Below are 20067 nucleotides of genomic sequence, written 5' to 3' on the forward strand. Positions count from 1 at the left end.
AAAAGACGACGTCCATTCGGAGGACCGAATAGCGTCGTCTTTTTGATACGTTTTTTTACTTTTTCTAAGAACGGCTAGTTTTTCAGGAGCCTCCGTATTGCACCGGGGGGCTGCTTGTATCCTAGTAAAGCGTCATGTACTGATCTCTTTCATTTTTTACGATTATTTTTAATTATCCTATAGCTATCTATTTTATGGATTGAGCTTTCATTTATCTATTTTTGATAGTTTTGTCTGTTGTAGCATTAGCTTGCCTATCTGGTACCTCTTTTGCTAATGCCCAAGCCTCTTTCTCAAAACAAAAGCTATAACCATAATGGGTGACGTATTTAATAGTTGGGATACTTACTTATTAAGTTCCGTCGAAACGTACACATTTAATTATGATAAAAGTGATGGAAGCTTTTTGAGATTTTATTTGGTAGACAAAAACCACAAAGGAATGAAAATAATAATATATTCGCCTAATGGTTCGGTTTATTTTAATGGGCATACTACGGCAAGTAACGGTTATCAAGTTTACAAAGAAGGACCTGCCGGGCCAGCAGGAGTCTATACCATTAAAGTTTCATCAGATAATGGAGGTACTGGATTCGATTATCAATACGGAGTCGCAGCTAGAGCTTATTAATGATAATGAATTGAAGCCCCCAGACCACTTAAGGTGGCGGTCCCCCCTGTTTACGGGACAGGGATCAACATCTTGCAAGTTCAAACAGCCAGTCGCCGGAAATCCACCGGTGACTGGCTATTTAGATTCTCCTAAATCCGAATTCACTCAAGAGTTCTACACCGCTCCTGTCCCCGCAAAAAGAGACAGTGGCTCCAATTCCCCTCTAATTTGCAGGGGCTTGGTGGGGATTGAACAATTTTCGAGGAGAGGTTGGTTAACCCGCCCCTTTATTGAAGTGTAGTAATTACGTCCACTCCATATTGATCCCAGGAACATATTCTGTTATATGTCAAATCAATAGGAGGCAGCTACTATGTCTTGCTCGAAGCATCGAAAAGTAATTGTCGTAAAACTGCACCCGGGTCAAAAAGCGATTATCGTTTGTAAGCATAAAAAACGCCGGCGGCATTGCTAAGATGAATTACAAGGGGCTGTTCCAAAAGCCATGAAATGGCTACTGGGACAGTCCTTTATTTTGGAGTAGAACATCGTTAAAAACAAAAAGAAATCCTCCCGCGTCCACATACAAAAAAGCCCCCGGCGCGTATAGCGCCGGGGGCTGCTGTATCCTAGTACAATGTCATGTACTGATCTCTTTCCCACTCGTGAACCTGGGTCCGGTAGATGTCCCATTCAATTTCCTTCAGCTCGTAGAAGTGGGCCAGGGCGTGTTCGCCGAGGGCTTCTGTGATCACGTGGCTGCGGATCATTTCGTTCAGGGCTTCCTTCAGATCGGCTGGCAGACTTGGGATGCCTTCTTCGATCCGCTCTTCTTCGGACATCACATAGATGTTACGGTCGATAGGAGCCGGAAGATCCAGCTGACGCTTGATTCCATCCAGACCTGCCTTCAGCATAACAGCGAGTGCAAGGTAAGGGTTAGCCGCCGGGTCCGGGTTACGAACCTCAACGCGTGTGCTAAGTCCTCTCGAAGCCGGAATACGGATCATCGGGCTACGGTTACTAGCAGACCAAGCTACATAACAAGGTGCTTCATAACCAGGTACCAGACGTTTGTAAGAGTTGACCGTCGGGTTAGTAATCGCTGCAAAAGCACGTGCGTGCTTCAGAATCCCCGCCATGTAATAACGGGCAGTCTTGCTAAGGCCCAGCTTATCGCTCTCATCGTAGAACATATTCTCTTTGCCTTTGAACAGGGATTGGTGAGCGTGCATACCAGATCCGTTCATACCGAACAGCGGCTTAGGCATAAAGGTTGCATGCAGGCCGTGATGGCGGGCTACCGTCTTCACGACAAGCTTGAAGGTCTGAATCTGATCCGCTGCCTTGATGGCATCGGCATATTTGAAGTCAATTTCATGCTGGCCGGAAGCTACTTCATGGTGGGAGGCTTCAATTTCAAAGCCCATCTCTTCCAGTGTCAATACGATTTCGCGGCGGCAGTTCTCCCCAAGATCCATCGGCGCCAGATCGAAATAACCACCCTGGTCATTCAGCTCTGTAGTCGGATTGCCCTTCTCATCTGTTCTGAACAGGAAGAATTCCGGCTCCGGTCCGACATTCATAGCTGTGAAGCCCATTTCTTCCGCTTCCTGCAGACAACGCTTGAGGATACCACGCGGGTCTCCGGCAAACGGTGTGCCATCCGGCATGTACACATCACAAATCAGACGTGCCACACGGCTGTCAGTCACCCAAGGGAAGATAACCCAGGTGCTCAGGTCAGGATACAGATACATGTCGGATTCTTCAATCCGCACATAACCTTCGATGGAAGAGCCATCGAACATCATTTTATTGTCGAGTGCTTTTTCAAGCTGGCTTACCGGAATCTCAACATTCTTGATCGTTCCCAGCAAATCGGTGAATTGCAGGCGAATAAACCGGACGTTCTCGTCCTTGGAAATGCGCAGAATATCCTCTTTAGTAAAGCTCACGTTACCCTCTCCCTTTCAACAGCTCTATATTATTTATTAAAAAACCGGGATAGCTCACCTTGAATTAGAGACACTTGTCCCGGTCTTTTACCGGAAACCAGCTCCTGCTTCAGCAGACGGTGAAGCTGCGAATCAGACAACTCTCTACGTCTCACCTCTGTGTCAGGGGTAATAACCGTAGCTTCTTCAGATTCCTTCGAGACAGGATTCATCACCTGCTTAATGCCGGCAATATTAACACCCTTCTCAATCAACGCCTTGATCTCAAGCAGACGTTCCACATCATTAAAAGAGAACAAACGCTGGTTGCCGGAGGTACGCGCAGGTACGATCAGGCTGTGCTGCTCATAATAACGAATTTGTCTGGCGGATAGATCTGTTAACTTCATTACGATTCCAATAGGAAATAATGCCATATTTCTGCGGATTTCATCACCCATGACTCATCCAACCTTCCAATGATCTTTTTCTCATCTCATTGTACATTTCCTTATATGGCGTGTCAATGGTATGTGAGTTTTTCTCACAAGATTTCTTTCACCCTTTGTGAGATTAACAGATCAAAGTGTCAAATGCATGGGATTGGCTTCCCCGAAGTATATCACAAAGAGCAATCCGCAGGCAAAATCCGCCCATATAACGGGGCTTCAGCTTCGATGACGAAACAGGTGCTTTGCGGGGGCCTTAAAGGCTTACTGTACATGCTTCATGGCATGTCATGCTTCAACGATCCATTCCCCTTCTCCAGCCGGAGTCTCGAATCCGTTCAGGAAGCGGGTCAGAATCTCCTCGGTAATGGTGAATGCCGCATTGGCATCCATCCGCTCGCTCCTCAGCAGGAGCCGGTGCCGTAACTCTTCAGGCTGTACCTTGAGGAAGATCACAGCCCATTTCCCGCCATGGTCTTCGATCAGCTGCTTGTAATCATCCCGGCGCTGCCGCTGCCAGAAGCTGAAATCCACCACCACATGTCGCTTCGCCTGAACCAGCTGCACCAGCTCATTGCGCAGCTTGCGTTCCGATTGTTCCTTCAAGGATTCATACTCTTCCTCAGGATAATCTATCCCGAAGCGGCCATGTGTACTCCAAATATCCTCATCGATGGACAGCCGGACGAACCCCTTCTGCTCCAGCTTAAGCGCAAACGTCGTTTTGCCCGAACCCGCTACTCCGCACATCATGACGACTAGTGGAGCCTTGTCCGCACTCCTTTTCTGCAACAATCCCTCGATAGCTTCTGCTTCGTTCATCAGCCTCTGCCTCCTATGTGTTCAAGAACTACAGCAGCTTGCGCTCCCTCATACTCTGCAAGGCCATTAATACCCCGTATTTGACATGAGAATACGTTAATCCGCCTTGCATATACCCGATATATGGTGCGCGGATGGGCGCGTCGGCCGACAGCTCCAGGCTTCCGCCCTGGATGAAGGTCCCGGCAGCCATGATGACCGGATGCTCATACCCCGGCATATCCCAAGGCTCAGGCACGACGTGGCTGTCTACCGCTGCTGCGCGCTGGATACCTTGTACGAAGGCAATCAGATGCTCGGGTCCGTCAAAAGCCACCGCCTGGATCAGATCAGTACGCGGCTCATGCCAGGCAGGCTTGGTAGTGAAGCCGCAGCGCTGGAATACCGCCGATGCGAAGATACTTCCCTTCACAGCCTGTCCCACCGTATGCGGGGCCATGAACAGGCCTTGATACAGGCCGCGCGTAGTGCCGAGCATCGCTCCTACCTCACCGCCGATTCCAGGGGCAGTCAGGCGGTAGGCCGCCAGCTCCACCAGCTCTGCACGGCCGCAGATATAACCGCCGGTCTCAGCGATTCCGCCGCCGGGATTCTTGATCAGCGAACCGGCGACCAGATCAGCGCCTACCTGCGGCGGCTCCTGCGTCTCGGTGAATTCTCCGTAGCAGTTATCCACGAATACGATGACATCCGGCTTAATAGCTTTTACCCGTGCTGCCATCTCGCCAATCTCAGCGACCGTGAAGGACGAACGCCAGTCATAGCCGCGTGAACGCTGGATTCCGATGACCTTGGTCTTGTCATTTATTGCTAAGGCGACCTCCTCCCAGTCAACCTTCCCCTCTTCTGTCAGCGCTGTCTCCCGGTAGCCTATGCCGAAATCGGCCAGAGAGCCTGTCCCGTCTCCTGGTTTCCCAACTACCTTATGCAGCGTATCATAGGGACGTCCTGTAATGTACAGAAGCTCATCTCCGGGCCGCAGCACACCGAACAGAGCGGTAGATATGGTATGAGTTCCTGAAGCGAAATGCGGCCGGACTAGCGCCGCTTCCGCACCGAATACTTCGGCATAGACCAGATCCAGCACCTCGCGCCCCCGGTCGTTGTAGGCATATCCGGTAGAACCCGCGAAGTGAAAATCACTTACATGCTGGCGCTGAAAGGCTTCGATCACCTTCCACTGATTATGATCCACAATCCGGTCCAGCGCCTTGACCGCACTTTCAATTTCTAGCTCTGCAGCTTCCGCCGCCTGTAATAAATCCTCTGCAAATCCTGCCATGTCCCCTTCATCTCTCCTAACATTCTGTATAATGGTGTCCTGCTTTTGCATCAGGCACAACCCGCACAGCAAAGCCTGCCTGGATCAGTATCCAAAGCAGACTGTTGCAATGCGGGGATATAGATGCTTCATCTCTAACCAGCCAAGTCAGATCCAAACGGGTTCAGATAAGCAATTATTGCGGCTCCACGAATTCAGCCAGCTTGTAGCTCCATTTATCGTAGTCCTCTTTATTCAGTCTCACGTTATAGAGTACATCGCTTCCGTCATAATCCTGTTCAAGCACCTCGCCCACCCGGTAGAGCAGAGAGGACAGATCCCCGCGGTCACCGGGAATGCGGAAGATTAGAGTATCCCCGGCCAGCTGATCGCTGATGATCTCCGTGATCCGTGAGAGGTCCTCCTCATTAAAAGCACTGATCTTCAAGAAGCCTTCACCGGTCGGGAGCATTTCCAGCTGCTCCGGCTGACACAGATCGATTTTGTTGAACAATACGATCTGCGGCTTGCCTGCCGCGCCCAGATCCTGCAGAATCGTCTGAACGACCTCCATCTGCTCCTCACGCATCGGAGAAGAGGAATCCACCACATGCAGCACCAGATTGGCTTCATTGACTTCCTCCAGCGTAGCGCGGAAGGAGGCTACTAGATCATGCGGCAGATTCTGAATGAAGCCGACGGTGTCCGTAAGCACGACCTCCTTGCTGCCCGGAAGCTGAAGCACACGCGAGGTCGGGTCAAGGGTAGCGAACAATTGGTTCTCGATGTACACATCGGCATCGGTCAGCTGCTTCAGCAGCGTGGATTTGCCAGCGTTGGTATAGCCTACCAGTGCCACCTGAACCGCACCGCTCTTGCGGCGGTGTTCACGGTGCAGCTCACGGGTCTTGACCACCTCATCCAGCTGGCGCTTCAGCTCGGTAATCCGCTCACGGATATGCCGGCGGTCCGTCTCCAGCTTGCTCTCTCCGGGACCTCTCGTACCGATTCCGCCACCCTGACGTGACAGATTCTTGCCTTGTCCAGACAGGCGCGGCAGCAGATAAGACAGCTGGGCCAGCTCTACCTGGATGATCCCTTCACGGGTCTTCGCGCGTCCGGCGAAGATATCGAGAATCAGCTGCGTACGGTCAATGATTTTGAGATCCAGCGCCTCTTCCAGATTACGCACCTGCGCCCCGGACAGCTCCTGATCGAAGATCGCGGTATTCGCGCCAAGCCCGTCAGCGGCCATCCGAAGCTCCTCCACCTTGCCTTTACCGATAAACCACCTGGAATCCGGCGTCTCCTTATTCTGCCGCAGTACATCCAGCACTTCTACTCCAGCGGTCTCTGCTAATTGTACAAGCTCCTGGAGCGAGAGCTCAGGGTCGATCCCGGTACGTTTGATCTTGTCAGTCACCAGACTGACAAGAATCGCCCGGTCCTGCACTTCTGTCTCTGTGTCATGTGTTGTAGTTGCCATTCATTCCATGCTCCTCATCTATTCTTCCTGGACTATCCTTTGAAATCCTCGGTCCGCAGCGTCATCAGCTCCTGCTTGCCCGGACTTGTACTCTCATACTGGTTCAAGAGCCGCACAGCCTGTGCGCGTACCGCCTTCTCAATACTGTTGCGTACATATCTTGCATTGCTGAAAGCATGCAGACTCTCTGTCTTCTCCATAAGCAAATGCTGCTTGAGTCTGAGTATGGCCTGCGGCATCAGAATATAATCACGGTCCTTGGCCATCAGCTCGGCAATCTGCAGCAGCTGGTCGATGGTATAATCGGGAAATTCAACCTGGATCGGAAACCGCGAGGGCAGACCCGGATTACTCATCAGAAAATAGTCAATCTCGCCGGAATACCCGGCCAGAATCAGGACAAACTGGCTGCGGTGGTCCTCCATCGATTTGACCAGCGTATCGATGGCCTCCTTGCCGAAATCCTTGTCTCCGCCGCGGGCCAGACTGTAAGCTTCATCGATGAAGAGAATACCGCCGAGCGCTTTTTTCACCAGATCCCGCGTCTTCTGGGCAGTATGTCCGATATATTCGCCTACCAGATCTGCGCGCTCTACTTCAATCAGATGCCCTTTACTGAGCACACCCATCCGCTGGAACAGCTTCGCCACAATCCGTGCAACCGTGGTTTTGCCAGTCCCCGGATTGCCCTTGAATACCATATGGTAGGCCTGGCCTCCGGTGGCAAGTCCGGCTTCACTGCGCATCTGGGCCACCTGCAGCAGGGCATAGATCTCGAAGACCAGCTCTTTGATGTTATCCAGACCTACAAGTGCATCCAGCTCCCGGCTCAGCTCCTGGAACAGTCCGCTATGGCTGCCGGGCTTGGGAGCTGCCGTGCCGCCTGCGCTATCAGCCGGCAAGCCGGACACCGGGGCCGGAGCCTGATTATTCAGCACAATGTTAATCTGCCTGGACGGTCTGCGTTCTTCCCGTCCGCTGCTTGCCGCCGCTACATGTCCGTTCACCTAGTTCACCTCATTATACAGGTCTGACTTGCTCTAACCAGTCTATTCCAGTATAAAAGGCGTTATTAGCAGTTTTGGAAATTAGCAGATTTACAGCGACAGCTCCTGCAATTTCCATTTGGTGTAGGCCAGAATCTCGCGGGACTTATACTTAAGCATCGACATCACTTTAGACTCCGTGACGCCAAGCTCCGGGTTCTTATACCCCAGCTTACGCGCAGTCTCCAAGGCGCGGCGGCCATGAAAATCATGGGTAATCACGACAGCTGAAGACAATCCCTCCTGCTGCATGACTGTCTTGCTGAACAGCAGGTTCTCGTAAGTGCTGGTAGACTGGTCCTCCAGATAGATCACCTTGTCAGGTACTCCATGGGCAACCAGATACCTCTGCATGCCTTTGGCTTCCGTGTACTTATACTCCGGCTGATCCAGCCCTCCAGAGACAACAAAATGGCTGAATGCACCAGACTTATACAGCTCAAGCGCATAATCCAGCCGTTCCTTCAGCCCGGGGCTCGGTTCATCGCCCCACATCGACATCCCCAGAATAACTCCGGCGTCCGCCTTCACCATGGGCGAGGTGGTTGCTGCACTGTTAATTCTGTTAAAGACTACTCCGCACCAGATGAATCCGGCCACAATCAGTACCAGCAGCGAGACCAGCAGCACCCTCTTCGTGCGGTGGCGGCGCTTGCGCGACACTTTGCGGATCGGGGATGAACCCCGTTGGTAGACATACCAATCCATGATCTACTTCCTCCTAAATTCTCCGTGATGAAACAATTCGGCACGATGCTTCAGTGAAAGGGAGAAATACGGAAAGGCATGAGCGTCTATCGCACGCAGAATTGAATTGGCTGTTGACCAGGCTAACTGATAATCACTGTCCGTGATATCTTCCCGCTCCAGCGCTTCCTCCAGCTCATCCTCATCCAGCAGAAATACTTCACCATTCCACAGCACTACAACATCCAGATACAGATCATCGAACCAGGGAACCCCTTGATCGGTCACGCCCTGGACCTTGCAGGTGTCAATGTACCACTGCACAATATTTTGCCGTTCATCAAACATGGCCGTCACAATATAGTGGCTGTCCTTGGGAAAATACTGCAGCCATGAATATCCCTTGTCCGCAATGCGGTATGTATGCCTGCCGTAACTCTTCCATAGCGGCTCCTTCAGCCCGTATATAGTGTAGAGTGTGATATAACCGCTGAACTCCCGGGTCTCCACATAGCGGCAGGCAAAATGGCGGCGGGTAATCCTGCGCCAGTTGGCCCGGTCTCCGAATTTACGTTTCATATGAATAACCCTCTTCTGATAATGGTGCATTCAGCTTAACACATTTTGCAGAGACACTCAAAACAAGAAAACCCCGACATCCGGCAATTCTGCATAGCGCAGAGCTCCCGGAGCTGTCAGGGTAATCGTTAATGCTATGAATTTGACTTCAAGTCAGTCTAATGCACATTGCCGGGTCCTTCAACAAAACCGCTGCCCGGATCACTTGCCGGATCGGTTCCGGCATTCGGGTCAGGGATGATTCCAGGATCGACAGTACCGGTCGTCGCCTCCGGTGTCGGTAGTGGCTCTGCCGTGGCAGCCGCAGGCGGCGGTGTCATCTCAGGCGGGGTTGTGGCTGCTCCGCTGCCGTTATCCCCTCCTTGACCATTGCCGTTATTACCTGGACCGTGATTGCCTGGACCATTATTACCTGATCCGTTATTCCCAGGTCCATTGTCAGGCGGATTGCCGCCGTTCTCTCCATTTCCGGAATCGCCGCCGTTATCGGGGTTATCCGTAGGCAGATTCGGGTCAGGCGTCATCTCTGGCTCAGGGGTCTGAAGCTCATCCTGAACGGACACCGTTATAGTCTCAGAAGGCTCGCTCTCCTGATCTAGTTCCTGATAATATGCAGTAACATAATATTCGTAAGACAGTCCCGGCATCGCACTGATGTCCCCGATATTCGAGGCCATGGTGTTCATGAGCGGGGTGAAGTCTGCTTCAGACGTCTCGCGGCGGTAAATACGGTATTCTACACCGCTGGCCGCAGCAGGATTCCAGCTCATATTGACCGTCATCGTGGATGGATCATACGCAGCCTGGAAGCCCGTTACCGCCGATACCGCTTCAGGCGTCGGCGTAGCCTCTACCTCTGGAGCAGCGCCCTTCGGTACCGGGAACTGCTTGGCAGGCACACCTTCGAGCGCCTTCTCCATGACCTTGCCCCAGAAGGCCGCGGCCAGCGGACTGCTGTTCTTCAGCAGATGGGTCTTGCTCGGCTTGTCATAGCCCATCCATACCGCTGCCGTCCATTCCGGCGTATAACCCACGAACCAGACATCACGGTTCGAGCTGATGCCCTTATATCCGCTTTGTGTTGTACCGGTCTTACCGGCTACCGGACGGTTAATTTTCGCTTTTTTACCTGTACCGTCCTGTACAACACGCTGCATCATCTCTGTCATCTGATAGGCCGTCTGTTCACTCATCACACGGTCTGCCTTGGTGTTCGCCTTGTAGACGGTCTTGTCATCAGCGTCAGCTATAGACTTGATGGAGTATGCCTCCCGCAGTTCTCCGCCATTGGCGAACGCACTGTAGGCCTGGGCCATCTCCATCGTGTTCGTTCCCTCACTCATCCCGCCGAGGGCGAGCGACAGGTTCTTGTCTTCATCCTTCAGGTTAATCCCCAGCTTCTTGGCGAACTGAAAGCCGGTATTTACACCAATCTCATTCAGCAGCCAGACCGCCGGAATATTCTCCGACTTCGTCAGCGCATCGCCCATGCTGATCGACTTCGAGTACCCGTGCAGATTGTTCGGACAATATTTGCCGAAGCACTGCTTCTCATTGCTCAGCATGGAATCATTCGTGAATTTACCGGATTCCAGTGCCGGTGCATAGGATACCAGGGGCTTGAAGGCAGAACCCGGTGAGCGGCGGCTGCCGTCGATCCGGCTGTAGCCTTTTTTCTCATAATTACGTCCGCCCATCAAGGCTACAACGCTGCCATTCTCCTGATTCACAATGGTCATTGAGCCCTGAACCAGCTCATCGTCCACACTTTTCTCGAAGTTATCACTATCGGCAAAAGCATCCTCGATCGTCTCCTGGGCATGCTTATCCATGGTTGTATAAATCTTATACCCGCCGATATTGAGATCATCCTCGGTCAGCCCGAATTTGTCCTCAGCCTCACCAATCGCATAATCAATGAATGCCTGGTAACGCTGCTTCTTCTCAGGCGGCTTGTAGTTGTAATCCACGGCCTTCGCCTCGTCCATCTGCTCTTTGGTAATCAGCTTCTGCTCATACATGAGTTGAAGCACTACGCCGCGGCGTTCCTTCGACAGCTCGGGGTTACGCAGCGGGTTGTAGCGGGATGGCCCTTTGGGCATTGCAGCCAGGGTTGCTATTTGCCACAACTTAAGTTCATTCAGATTGTCTTTCCCGAAATAACGGATTGATGCTGCCTTGATCCCGTAAGTGGTTCCGCCGAAAGGAATCCGGTTCAAATACATCGTGATAATACTCTCTTTGGATTCTTGCTTCTCCAGTGCAACGGCAATCGACACCTCGGTCGCCTTACGGAAGAAGGTCTTGTCGCGGTTCAGAAAGATGTTCTTCGCCAGTTGCTGGGTAATTGTACTCCCGCCTTCTACCATACTGCGGGCCGCAATATCCTTAACGGCCGCTCGTCCGATGGACCAGAGATCCACCCCGTTATGCTCGAAGAACCGTTTATCCTCGGTGGCTACGAATGCTTTAACCAGCATCTGGGGAAGATCCTCATATTCCACCGGATCGCTTTTCTCCAATGACAGCTCTCCGATCAGGTTCCGGTTCCGGTCAAAAATCTGTGTCGGCGGATTGATCGTCAGCTTGTCCCTGTTCTCATCCAGCAGCTTCTGCCCGTTCAGCATGATGAACAAATAACCGCCCAGCGCACAAAAAATAGCTAGCGCAATTGAAAAAAACAAACTCCACAGCACACGCTTTTTGGTTAAGAATCTTTTCTTTTTTTTCTTCGGCTTCCCTTGGGAGCTTGACGGCTGACTTCCTCTGTTTCTATTGCCGCCGCTCCGGGTTAACTGGTCTCTGGACATGCTGCCTCCTGACTCCCTTAACGGAAAAAACGTAAATGATGTTCACGAATGAAAAGAACAACCTTCTCAGGTTGCTCTCTCGCACTCTCTATTCAAACGATTTATAAACAAAAAGGTTTCGCTTCAAGACGGTAAAATCTTAATTCTCGTTATTGTTGTCCTGCATCAGTGATACGCTTCGCTGCGGCGTAAATGTGGAGATCGCATGCTTGTACACCATCTGCTGGCGCCCGTCACTGTCGATGACAATGGTGAAGTTGTCGAACGCTTTGATAATTCCCCGGATTTGAAAGCCGTTGGTCAAATATACTGTAGCAGGGATATTCTCTTTGCGCAGCTGGTTCAAGAACGTATCTTGAATATTAATGGACTTGTTCATATGACGTACCCCCAATGGTTCAATTAGATTGTTCAGAAGTATATTCAAGACCTGTGAGAAACTTTCCTGCTATTATACCATTTAATTTCGCAAAATTCTCAGAAAAGTTTTGGCTCTCCAGGACGTCAATCCACTGAATCTCCTTCATGTGGCGAAACCATGACAACTGCCGCTTGGCAAACCGGCGGGTATCACGCTTCAGCAGCACCACGGCTTCCTCAAGCGTCAGCTCCCCCTCCAGGTAGGCGGCAATTTCCTTGTAGCCCAGACCCTGCATAGATACAAGACTCCTGCCGTAGCCTTGATCCAGCAGCCGCTGCACCTCAGGCACGAGGCCATCCGCCAGCATCTGATCGATTCGCTCTTCAATACGTTTATATAGTATTTTCCGGTCCATTGTCAAACCGATCAGGCATAAATCATAGGGAGACTCCTTGTTCTGGCCGGCCAGCGAGTCGGATAACGGGATGTTCGTCTGGTGAAAAATCTCCAGCGCGCGGATGATCCGCCTGCGGTCATTTGGATGCAGCCGCTCCGCGCTGGCCGGGTCTACCGCTGCCAGACGGGCATGCAGGGCATCAGCCCCATGCTCTTCGGCATAAGCCTCCTGCTGCTCACGGAAAGCCTCGTCAGCCACCGCTTCGGAGAAGCGGAAGCCGTAGCATAACGACTCAATATACAGTCCAGTACCGCCCACAATAAAAGGCAGCTTGCCCCTCGCGCTGATCTCCTCAATGAGCCGTGCTCCCTGCTCCTGGAATTCAGCCGTGGAATAGGCATCCTGCGGATCATGAATATCAATCAGATGATGGGGAATGCCCTTCATCTCGGCAGGCGTGATCTTGGCCGTACCGATATCCATCCCGCGGTAGACCTGCATCGAATCCCCGGAGATGATCTCGGCTCCGTGAGCCTCGGCCAGCTCCAGACTCAGTCTGGTCTTGCCGACCGCTGTCGGACCCAGCAGTACAAGCACTTTGCGTTTCTTCTTAGTTGTCAATGGTAATCACCCCGTACGATGTTTTGGCATTGGCCCGCAGCAGCTCCTTGAAGCCCAGCCGGGTGAACTCTCCGCTCAGTGCCTTCTCCTTCAGCAGCACCGTCTTGCGCGCAACCCTGGTTGCCTCAGCCACGCTATCAGCTGACAATGCAGCCGGATTCGCGAATTGCCGCAGCGGCGAGATCGCCGCCGAATCCGTCAGCGGCACCCGGAACATCGGGTCGAAGTAGACGATGTCGATGCTTTTGTCCGGCTGGGCCCGCAAATATTCCAGATGATCCCCGTGCTGCACATCAATACGGCGCAGCGCTTCGTTCACCTTCACCTGGCCGGACACATACCCGCTCATCCCTTCCAGCAGGAGAGCATACAACGGCAGCGAGCTCTCCAGTGCCGTCACCTTGGAGGTCTCCCCTCCGGTGACTGCGAACAGCAGCGAATCCGCTCCGAGTCCGGCCGTGCAGTCCAGCACGCTGTCGCCGGGGAGCATGCCTGCGGCATCGATCATAGGGTCCGGCTCGCCTCTTAAGATTCTTTTGGCGCGGACAAACCCCATGCTGGGATGGAATTCCATCGGCGGCATTCCCGGCGTAATCAGCCGGACGGCCTCCTGCAGAACTACCAGAATCTGTTCGTCCCCGTAATGCTCCACCAGCTTGCTCATTGAGAATTTCGCTCTCGGAGCATAGGCGCAGCCTGTGCGGTCCGCAAGCTCCCGGGTCCGGGCCACCACTTGCGGTATCGGGTCAAAGCCCGTCGTTATAATCATGTTGCCTCCGTTCTGCACTCTATAAATGTACAATATAGCCACTACATAACGCGCTTAAACAGCTTCTCCAGATCATAGGCCGAGAACGACACAACGATCGGGCGTCCATGCGGGCAGGTATAAGGCTGACGGCAGGCCGCGAGCCGGGTGAGGAGCGATTCCACTTCCAGCTCTGTAAGCTTCTGGTTGGCCTTGATCGAAGCCTTGCAGGAGCAGAGAATGGAGGATTTCTCGCGCAGCTTGGCGAGGTCAATCGACCGTTCGCTTAAGACCCACTCTGCCATCTCTTCAATTACCGCCTTCTCGTCCCCTTCCGGGAACCAGTACGGCAAGGAACGGACCAGGAAGGTCTGCCCGCCAAAATGCTCAAGCACAACCCCCGCCTGCTCGAACCAGTGCAGCCGTTCGCTAAGCTGCCTGCTCTCCGAAGGCGTGAACTCCAGCGTAATCGGCAGCAAAAGCTCCTGTGAGGCATCTTCAGGCTTGCCGAATTTCTCATAATAAAATTCATAATTCACCCGCTCATGCGCAGCGTGCTGGTCAATCAGGTACAGTCCGCTGTCATTCTGGGCGATAATATAGGTTCCGTGATGCTGGCCGATATAATTCAGCTCGGGAAACTGTGGAAGACCAGTGCCGGTCTGCTCCGCAGGAGCGTACAGCTCCCCGGCTGCCTGCTGCTGCCCCCGGCCAGCGATGGCTGCCTGAGGACGGTAGCTGTCCCGGGTACCGGAGGACGGCTGGCGGTACGCACCCTGGGTGGCGTTCCCGCCGCTGTATGCAGCGGCCGTCTCTCTGGCCTGCTGCTCCGGCGCATTGCTGCCGCTATAAGGCCGGGTATTCCCGGATGCTTGGGAAGCAGCGTAAGGGCCTCCTGCGGCTGGAGCGGCAGCGTCCGTTAATGGACCAGCGCTGCCGGAGAACGGAGCGCCGCTCCCTCCGCTGGAAGGCAGCTGGTTGCCCGCTGCGACGCCAGCATCCCCAGGCATTCCCTGGCCGGAGCTGCGCGGATCTGCTGACTTGTCCGCACCGCCCGCTTCCGTACCTTGCTGAATACTGCCCGGAGCTGCGCCTTTGGAGAAGGCGAATTGCTCCTGAATGAAGGAGCTGCTGTTCTTGCCGCCGATGATCTCCTTGGTGGGGCGCGGAATCAAGCTCTGGCCCATCAGCAGCGAGCGGAGCTGCTGCTCTATGAACCCGTAAAGCTCGGGTTCCTTACTGAAGCGTACTTCAAGCTTGGCCGGATGCACGTTGACATCCACCAGTGACGGGTGCATCTCCAGCTTCAGGACCAGCAGCGGATAACGGTTAATCGGCAGCAGCGTATGGTAAGCGCGCATGATGGCCGCGTTCAGCCCGTTGCTGCGGATGTAACGGCCCCCGACCAGCGTCGTCACCGCATTGCGGTTCGAGCGTGTCCACTCGGGACGGCTGATATAGCCGGAGATCCGGAAGTCCGGATCTTCCGCCGACACCGGGAGCATAGCCTTGGCGGCTGAGGTGCCATACACAGCGGCAATCACCTGCAGCAGGTCTCCGTTGCCCAGCGTATGCAGCAATTGATTGCTGTTATGCTGGAGGGTGAAGGAGATATCCGGATGGGCCAAGGCCATCCGGTACATGGCATCGGAAATATGGCCCAGCTCGGTCTGGATGCTCTTCATATACTTCAGGCGTGCAGGCGTATTATAGAATAACTCCCGCACGGTGAGGTCGCTGCCCTTGCCGGAAGCCGCATCTTCATTACGGATGAGCCTTCCGCCCTCGATGTCCAGCACCCGCCCTTTACCATCGTCTCCGCTGGCGGTCAGCAGCGTCAGCTTCGATACCGCCGCGATACTCGCCAGCGCTTCTCCACGGAAGCCGAGGCTGGTGATCAGGAAGAGATCACGGCCGCTGGCAATTTTGCTGGTCGCATGGCGGTAGAAGGCGGTCTCGCAATCCTCCGGCTCGATCCCCGAGCCGTTATCCTTCACCCGGATGCTCTGCAGTCCCCCCTCTTCCACAGAGACTTCAATACGGGTGCTGCCCGCATCGATTGCATTCTCGACCAACTCCTTCACCACAGAAGCAGGACGCTCGACTACCTCCCCGGCAGCAATCTGGTTGGCAATATGCTCATCCAGCACATGAATTTTAGCCATATTCGTTCACCCCGCATTGATTTATTGTATAGATCATATTGAAAATTAACGGACTGTAAAAAACGGACTGTAAAAGCCTTATTCGGACAAGTAGAAATGGCTTTGCAAAATCACCCTAACGGATGAATAAGATTACCTTCTCGCGAGCACAATGTATGCTGTTTTTCACATACAATCAGGCTGTGTGCCTGCTTGCGAGTATAATGTATGCTGTTTTTCACATATATTCGGGCCGTGTGCCTGCTTGCGAGCACAATGTATGCTGTTTTTCACATATATTCGGGCCGTATGCCTGCTTTCGAGCACAATCTATGTTGTTTTTCACATATATTCGGGCCGTGTGCCTGCTTGCGAGCACAATGTATGTTGTTTTTCACATACATTCGGGCCGTGTGCCTGCTTGCGAGCACAATGTATGCTGTTTTTCACATATATTTGCTACTTATTCCGCTGTAACAGCCAATCGTATTCGGTTTTAAGCACACCTTCAACGGCAGCAGTTCCGCTGAACTACAGCTCCCTTGCCTTCAGCTTCAGCTCATTCAAGAGGCCCATCGCCTGCAGCGGGGTCATGTTCATCAGATCCGCGCCTTGCACGGCGTTGATTAACTCTTTGAGCAGCGAATTGTCTTTGACAGCAGGCATCACTGCTGCTCCCTTGCGGTTCTTGCGCGGCTCTTCCTCGCCAAAAATAGACAGCTGCACCACTTCATTGTCCTCTTCCTCTACGGGAGAAGCAAGGGATACGGCAGCCTCCCGCTGTCCGGCAGCCATAGAAGCTGCTGCTTCGGAATACGGGTCCGGATGTGCTGGAGCTTGCGCGGTGCGTTCAGCCGAATAGGAGTGGCTGCCTATGGCAGCTCCTTTTCCGGCATCCGGCGTCTGCGCAGCGGTTGCCTGATGCTCCTGTATAACCGTTCCGCCCCCGTTCCGGTCACTGTAACCCGTGCCGTAATTCAGCGCTGCGCTACCCGGCGGAGAAGCCTGCTCAATGCTCTGGAGCAGCCCGTAGGCCCGGTCAATAATTCCTTCTGGCAATCCAGCCAGCCTTGCACAATAGATCCCGTAGCTGCTGTCCGCAGCTCCCGGCACCAGCTTGCGGAGGAAGTTCACCTTGTCGCCGCTCTCCTGGACCGCCATCGAATAATTCCGCAGACCGCTAAGGCTCTGCTCCAAATGGGCCAGTTCATGGAAATGTGTGGATACCAGTGCCTTGCAGGCAATGGTATCATGCACATATTCGATCACCGCCTGGGCAATCGCCATCCCCTCACTGGTTGAGGTCCCCCGGCCCAGCTCATCGATGATGATCAGGCTGCGGGCGGTTGCTTTCTCGGTCATGACCTGAATGTCGGCCATTTCGACCATGAACGTGCTCTGGCCGCCAATCAGATCGTCCGCTGCACCGATTCGCGTGAAGATGCGGTCGATCAGCGCCACCTCGGCGCTGGCTGCAGGCACGAAGCAGCCGATCTGGGCCATGATGCAGATGAGCGCCACCTGGCGCATATACGTGCTTTTGCCGGCCATGTTCGGCCCTGTAATCAGCAGGATATTTCCTTCGTCCTTGCTGAGTGTGCTGCCGTTGGCAATAAACGCCGAATCCTTCAGCACCGCCTCCACGACCGGATGGCGTCCGCCTTCAACCCGCAGATCATAGCTGTCGGACAGCTTCGGCTTCACGAACCGGTGCTCCGCGCTGACCGCTGCGAGGCACTGATACACATCAATCTCCGCCACCTTCTCGGCCAGCGCCTGCAGGCGCGGAACCTGGCTGCTGATCCGCTCGCGCAGCTCGGTGAACAGACTGTATTCCAGATCTGTCATCTTATCCTGGGCTTCCAGGATCAGGGCTTCCTTCTCCTTCAGCTCAGGAGTGACATAACGCTCGGCATTGGCCAGTGTCTGTTTGCGCTCATAACGGCCTTCCGGCAGCGAGGACAGATTGGAACGGGTAATTTCTATATAATAGCCAAAGACTTTGTTGTAGCCGATCTTGAGGGATTTGATCCCTGTCACCTGGCGTTCCTTCGCCTCAAGCTCGGCAATCCAGCGCTTGCCGCTGCTGCTGGCTTCCCGCAGCTCGTCCAGACGCTCATGGTAGCCCGCGCGGATGATTCCGCCGTCACGCACGGACACAGGCGCATCCTCCACAATCGCCCGCTCGATATCTTCACGAAGCTTCGCGCATTCATCCATAGACGCACCGATCTCCCTTAAGGTAGAAGAGCCGGAGGTCAGGCACATCTCCTTCAGCGCAGGAATCTGGGCCAGGGACAGTCTGAGTGCGTTCATATCGCGCCCGTTCGCACTGCCGAAGGCAATACGCCCGACCAGCCGCTCCAGATCGTAGATCTCCTTCAGCGCCCCGCGCAGATCCTCGCGGACGATGAACTGGTTATACAGATAGTCGACGGCTTCCAGACGGCGCTCAATCGGCGCGCGCTGCAAGAGCGGCTTATCAATCCGGCGGCGCAGCAGGCGTCCGCCCATGGAGGTCTCGGTGCGGTCCAGGAGCCAGAGCAGCGAGCCTTTTTTGGAGCGTTCCCTCACGGTCTCGGTCAGCTCCAGATTCCGCCGGGTGAACGGATCGAGAATCATATAATTCCCCGGCTCGTAAGGCGAGATCTGGGTAAGCTGTCCCAGTGAACGCCGCTGGGTCTCGCTGAAATAGGAGATCAGCAGCGCCAGCACACGGCCGCGCTCCTTCTCCAGCCGGACCCAGGCCGCTTCGCCGAACTGGCGGCGGGCCAGCGCCTCCTCCTGCTTGTCCCACGGCGTATAGACCACAGGCTTGGCCAGCAGGGAAGCTTCACTGCGCAGCTCCTCCAGCAGAGCTGAATCGCCGATAATCTCCGCAGGCTCGTAGATGCCAATCTCATCGCGCAGCCACTCGTTGCTTGAGAGAACCGATGTGACATACAGCTCACCTGTCGTCAAATCGCAGGCGGCCAGCGCCATCATCCCGTCTTCCTCTGTTACGCAGACGAGGTAGTTGTTGCTTTTGTCCGAAATAATCTTGCCATCCATCACCGTACCCGGTGTTACGACCCGGACGATATCACGGCGGACCATCCCTTTAGTCACCGCAGGATCATCCAGCTGCTCGCAGATCGCGACCTTGTAGCCCTTCTCGATCAGTCGCTGTATGTACCCCTCGGCGGCATGATACGGCACTCCGCACATTGGAATTTTCTCGCCCACCCCGCCATCGCGGCCTGTTAATGTAATCTCAAGCTCTTTGGATGCAAGCAGCGCATCCTCGAAGAACATTTCATAGAAATCGCCCAGACGAAAGAAAAGGAAAGCGTCTTTCGCCCCTTCCTTGACTTTGAGATACTGCTGAATCATCGGCGTATAGTTTGCCATCGTCTACCTCCATACCTACTTCATACTGTTCTCTATTATAGCAGAAACTCCGCTCCCCGGGTTACCCCCGGCACGCCCGCAAAGGTTGCTAAACGTTGGCGGGGATATTCAGGGGGATGTCGGCCGGGTTGGCGCTTGGGGATTAGGGGTTAGTGAGGAGGAGTGTCAAGTGTGCGTGTGGGAGATGTATGGGTCTGGGCGTGGGAGGAATATGGGGATGGATGTTGGGGCGGGTTGAGGCGGGATGCTGGGGCGGGCGAGGATGTGGGGGCGGGCGTGAGTAGCTTGTTAGGTGTAGATGAGAGTGTAATGTGTATGTTTACGAATGCTGGTCAAAAAATCAGTATGGGATGTGGGTGAGCCTGTAAGTGCAACTGAGAATATTTGGTCAGAGTGCGGGCCATATGTGACGGGAATACAGGTGAGAATGCTTGGTCCAGATGCGTATACGCGAGTGCGAGTGTGGGGTGGCAAATGCGGATGCAGGTGTGAGTGCGAAATATGGTGACGGAGGCTCAGGCAGGCATCAGTCAAGTATGGTGAAGAGTGTTCCCGGCAGTTTTTTTATTCTATTGTAGTTTGTGCATTAGATGGCCCTGTGATTGGCTGAAAAATAGGATCTGTTGGTCGAGTAGGCGGGGCCTTTCCTTCGTGGATTGTGCCCCTACCCCTCACAGATCCGTACGTGCGCAATTTACGCATACGGCTCTTCACCC

Annotated in this window: 15 protein-coding genes; 1 reads left to right on the top strand and 14 read right to left on the bottom strand. The window is 53.8% G+C overall.

Annotated elements, in window-relative coordinates:
• Window positions 1-316: 316 nt before the first annotated feature.
• Window positions 317-631 (top strand): carbohydrate kinase family protein, encoded by a 315-nt coding sequence (locus J2Z70_RS32825; protein ID WP_209880036.1) that lies wholly within the window; start codon window positions 317-319, stop codon window positions 629-631.
• A gap of 611 nt (window positions 632-1242) precedes the next feature.
• Here the strand turns inward: J2Z70_RS32825 and glnA are convergent.
• The 14 genes from glnA to mutS all read right to left on the bottom strand — a co-directional run bounded on the left by glnA (window position 1243) and on the right by mutS (window position 19351).
• On the bottom strand, window positions 1243-2571 hold the full coding sequence (gene glnA, locus J2Z70_RS32830) for a type I glutamate--ammonia ligase (RefSeq protein WP_036724635.1): 1329 nt from the start codon (window positions 2569-2571) through the stop codon (window positions 1243-1245).
• Window positions 2572-2600: 29 nt separating this feature from the next.
• Complete coding sequence (locus tag J2Z70_RS32835) at window positions 2601-3011, bottom strand: MerR family transcriptional regulator (RefSeq protein WP_019910684.1); 411 nt, start codon at window positions 3009-3011, stop codon at window positions 2601-2603.
• 276 nt (window positions 3012-3287) lie between these two features.
• A complete protein-coding gene (locus J2Z70_RS32840) occupies window positions 3288-3821 on the bottom strand; it encodes a P-loop nucleotide/nucleoside kinase family protein (RefSeq protein ID WP_209880039.1) in 534 nt (177 codons plus the stop codon).
• Between the two features lie 28 nt (window positions 3822-3849).
• The gene (locus J2Z70_RS32845; protein WP_209880042.1) at window positions 3850-5103 is read right to left on the bottom strand and encodes a methionine gamma-lyase family protein; all 1254 of its coding nucleotides are present in this window, start codon (window positions 5101-5103) and stop codon (window positions 3850-3852) included.
• Window positions 5104-5278: 175 nt separating this feature from the next.
• Window positions 5279-6568, bottom strand: coding sequence for a GTPase HflX (hflX, locus tag J2Z70_RS32850; protein WP_209880045.1), 1290 nt, complete (start codon window positions 6566-6568; stop codon window positions 5279-5281).
• Between the two features lie 32 nt (window positions 6569-6600).
• The gene (locus tag J2Z70_RS32855) at window positions 6601-7575 is read right to left on the bottom strand and encodes an AAA family ATPase (protein ID WP_209880048.1); all 975 of its coding nucleotides are present in this window, start codon (window positions 7573-7575) and stop codon (window positions 6601-6603) included.
• Window positions 7576-7665: 90 nt separating this feature from the next.
• Window positions 7666-8322 carry a YdcF family protein gene (locus J2Z70_RS32860; protein ID WP_209880051.1) on the bottom strand — a complete coding sequence of 219 codons (657 nt, stop codon included), beginning with the start codon at window positions 8320-8322 and terminating at the stop codon, window positions 7666-7668.
• Window positions 8323-8325: 3 nt separating this feature from the next.
• Window positions 8326-8880 (bottom strand): ribonuclease FAU-1 family protein, encoded by a 555-nt coding sequence (locus tag J2Z70_RS32865; RefSeq protein WP_036724625.1) that lies wholly within the window; start codon window positions 8878-8880, stop codon window positions 8326-8328.
• A gap of 158 nt (window positions 8881-9038) precedes the next feature.
• Entirely contained in the window at window positions 9039-11690 is a 2652-nt protein-coding gene (locus J2Z70_RS32870; protein WP_209880054.1) for a transglycosylase domain-containing protein, read from the bottom strand.
• 139 nt (window positions 11691-11829) lie between these two features.
• Window positions 11830-12069, bottom strand: coding sequence for an RNA chaperone Hfq (hfq, locus tag J2Z70_RS32875; RefSeq protein ID WP_036695479.1), 240 nt, complete (start codon window positions 12067-12069; stop codon window positions 11830-11832).
• 19 nt (window positions 12070-12088) lie between these two features.
• Window positions 12089-13069, bottom strand: coding sequence for a tRNA (adenosine(37)-N6)-dimethylallyltransferase MiaA (miaA, locus tag J2Z70_RS32880; protein WP_209880057.1), 981 nt, complete (start codon window positions 13067-13069; stop codon window positions 12089-12091).
• Complete coding sequence (locus tag J2Z70_RS32885) at window positions 13059-13838, bottom strand: class I SAM-dependent methyltransferase (protein WP_209880060.1); 780 nt, start codon at window positions 13836-13838, stop codon at window positions 13059-13061. The genes miaA and J2Z70_RS32885 overlap by 11 nt, the downstream gene beginning before the upstream one ends.
• Window positions 13839-13879: 41 nt before the next feature.
• On the bottom strand, window positions 13880-15982 hold the full coding sequence (mutL, locus tag J2Z70_RS32890) for a DNA mismatch repair endonuclease MutL (protein WP_209880063.1): 2103 nt from the start codon (window positions 15980-15982) through the stop codon (window positions 13880-13882).
• 510 nt (window positions 15983-16492) lie between these two features.
• The gene (gene mutS, locus J2Z70_RS32895; protein WP_209880066.1) at window positions 16493-19351 is read right to left on the bottom strand and encodes a DNA mismatch repair protein MutS; all 2859 of its coding nucleotides are present in this window, start codon (window positions 19349-19351) and stop codon (window positions 16493-16495) included.
• Window positions 19352-20067 lie beyond the last annotated feature (716 nt).

The organism is Paenibacillus silagei (assembly GCF_017874735.1).
Lineage (GTDB): Bacteria > Bacillota > Bacilli > Paenibacillales > Paenibacillaceae > Paenibacillus_AQ > Paenibacillus_AQ silagei.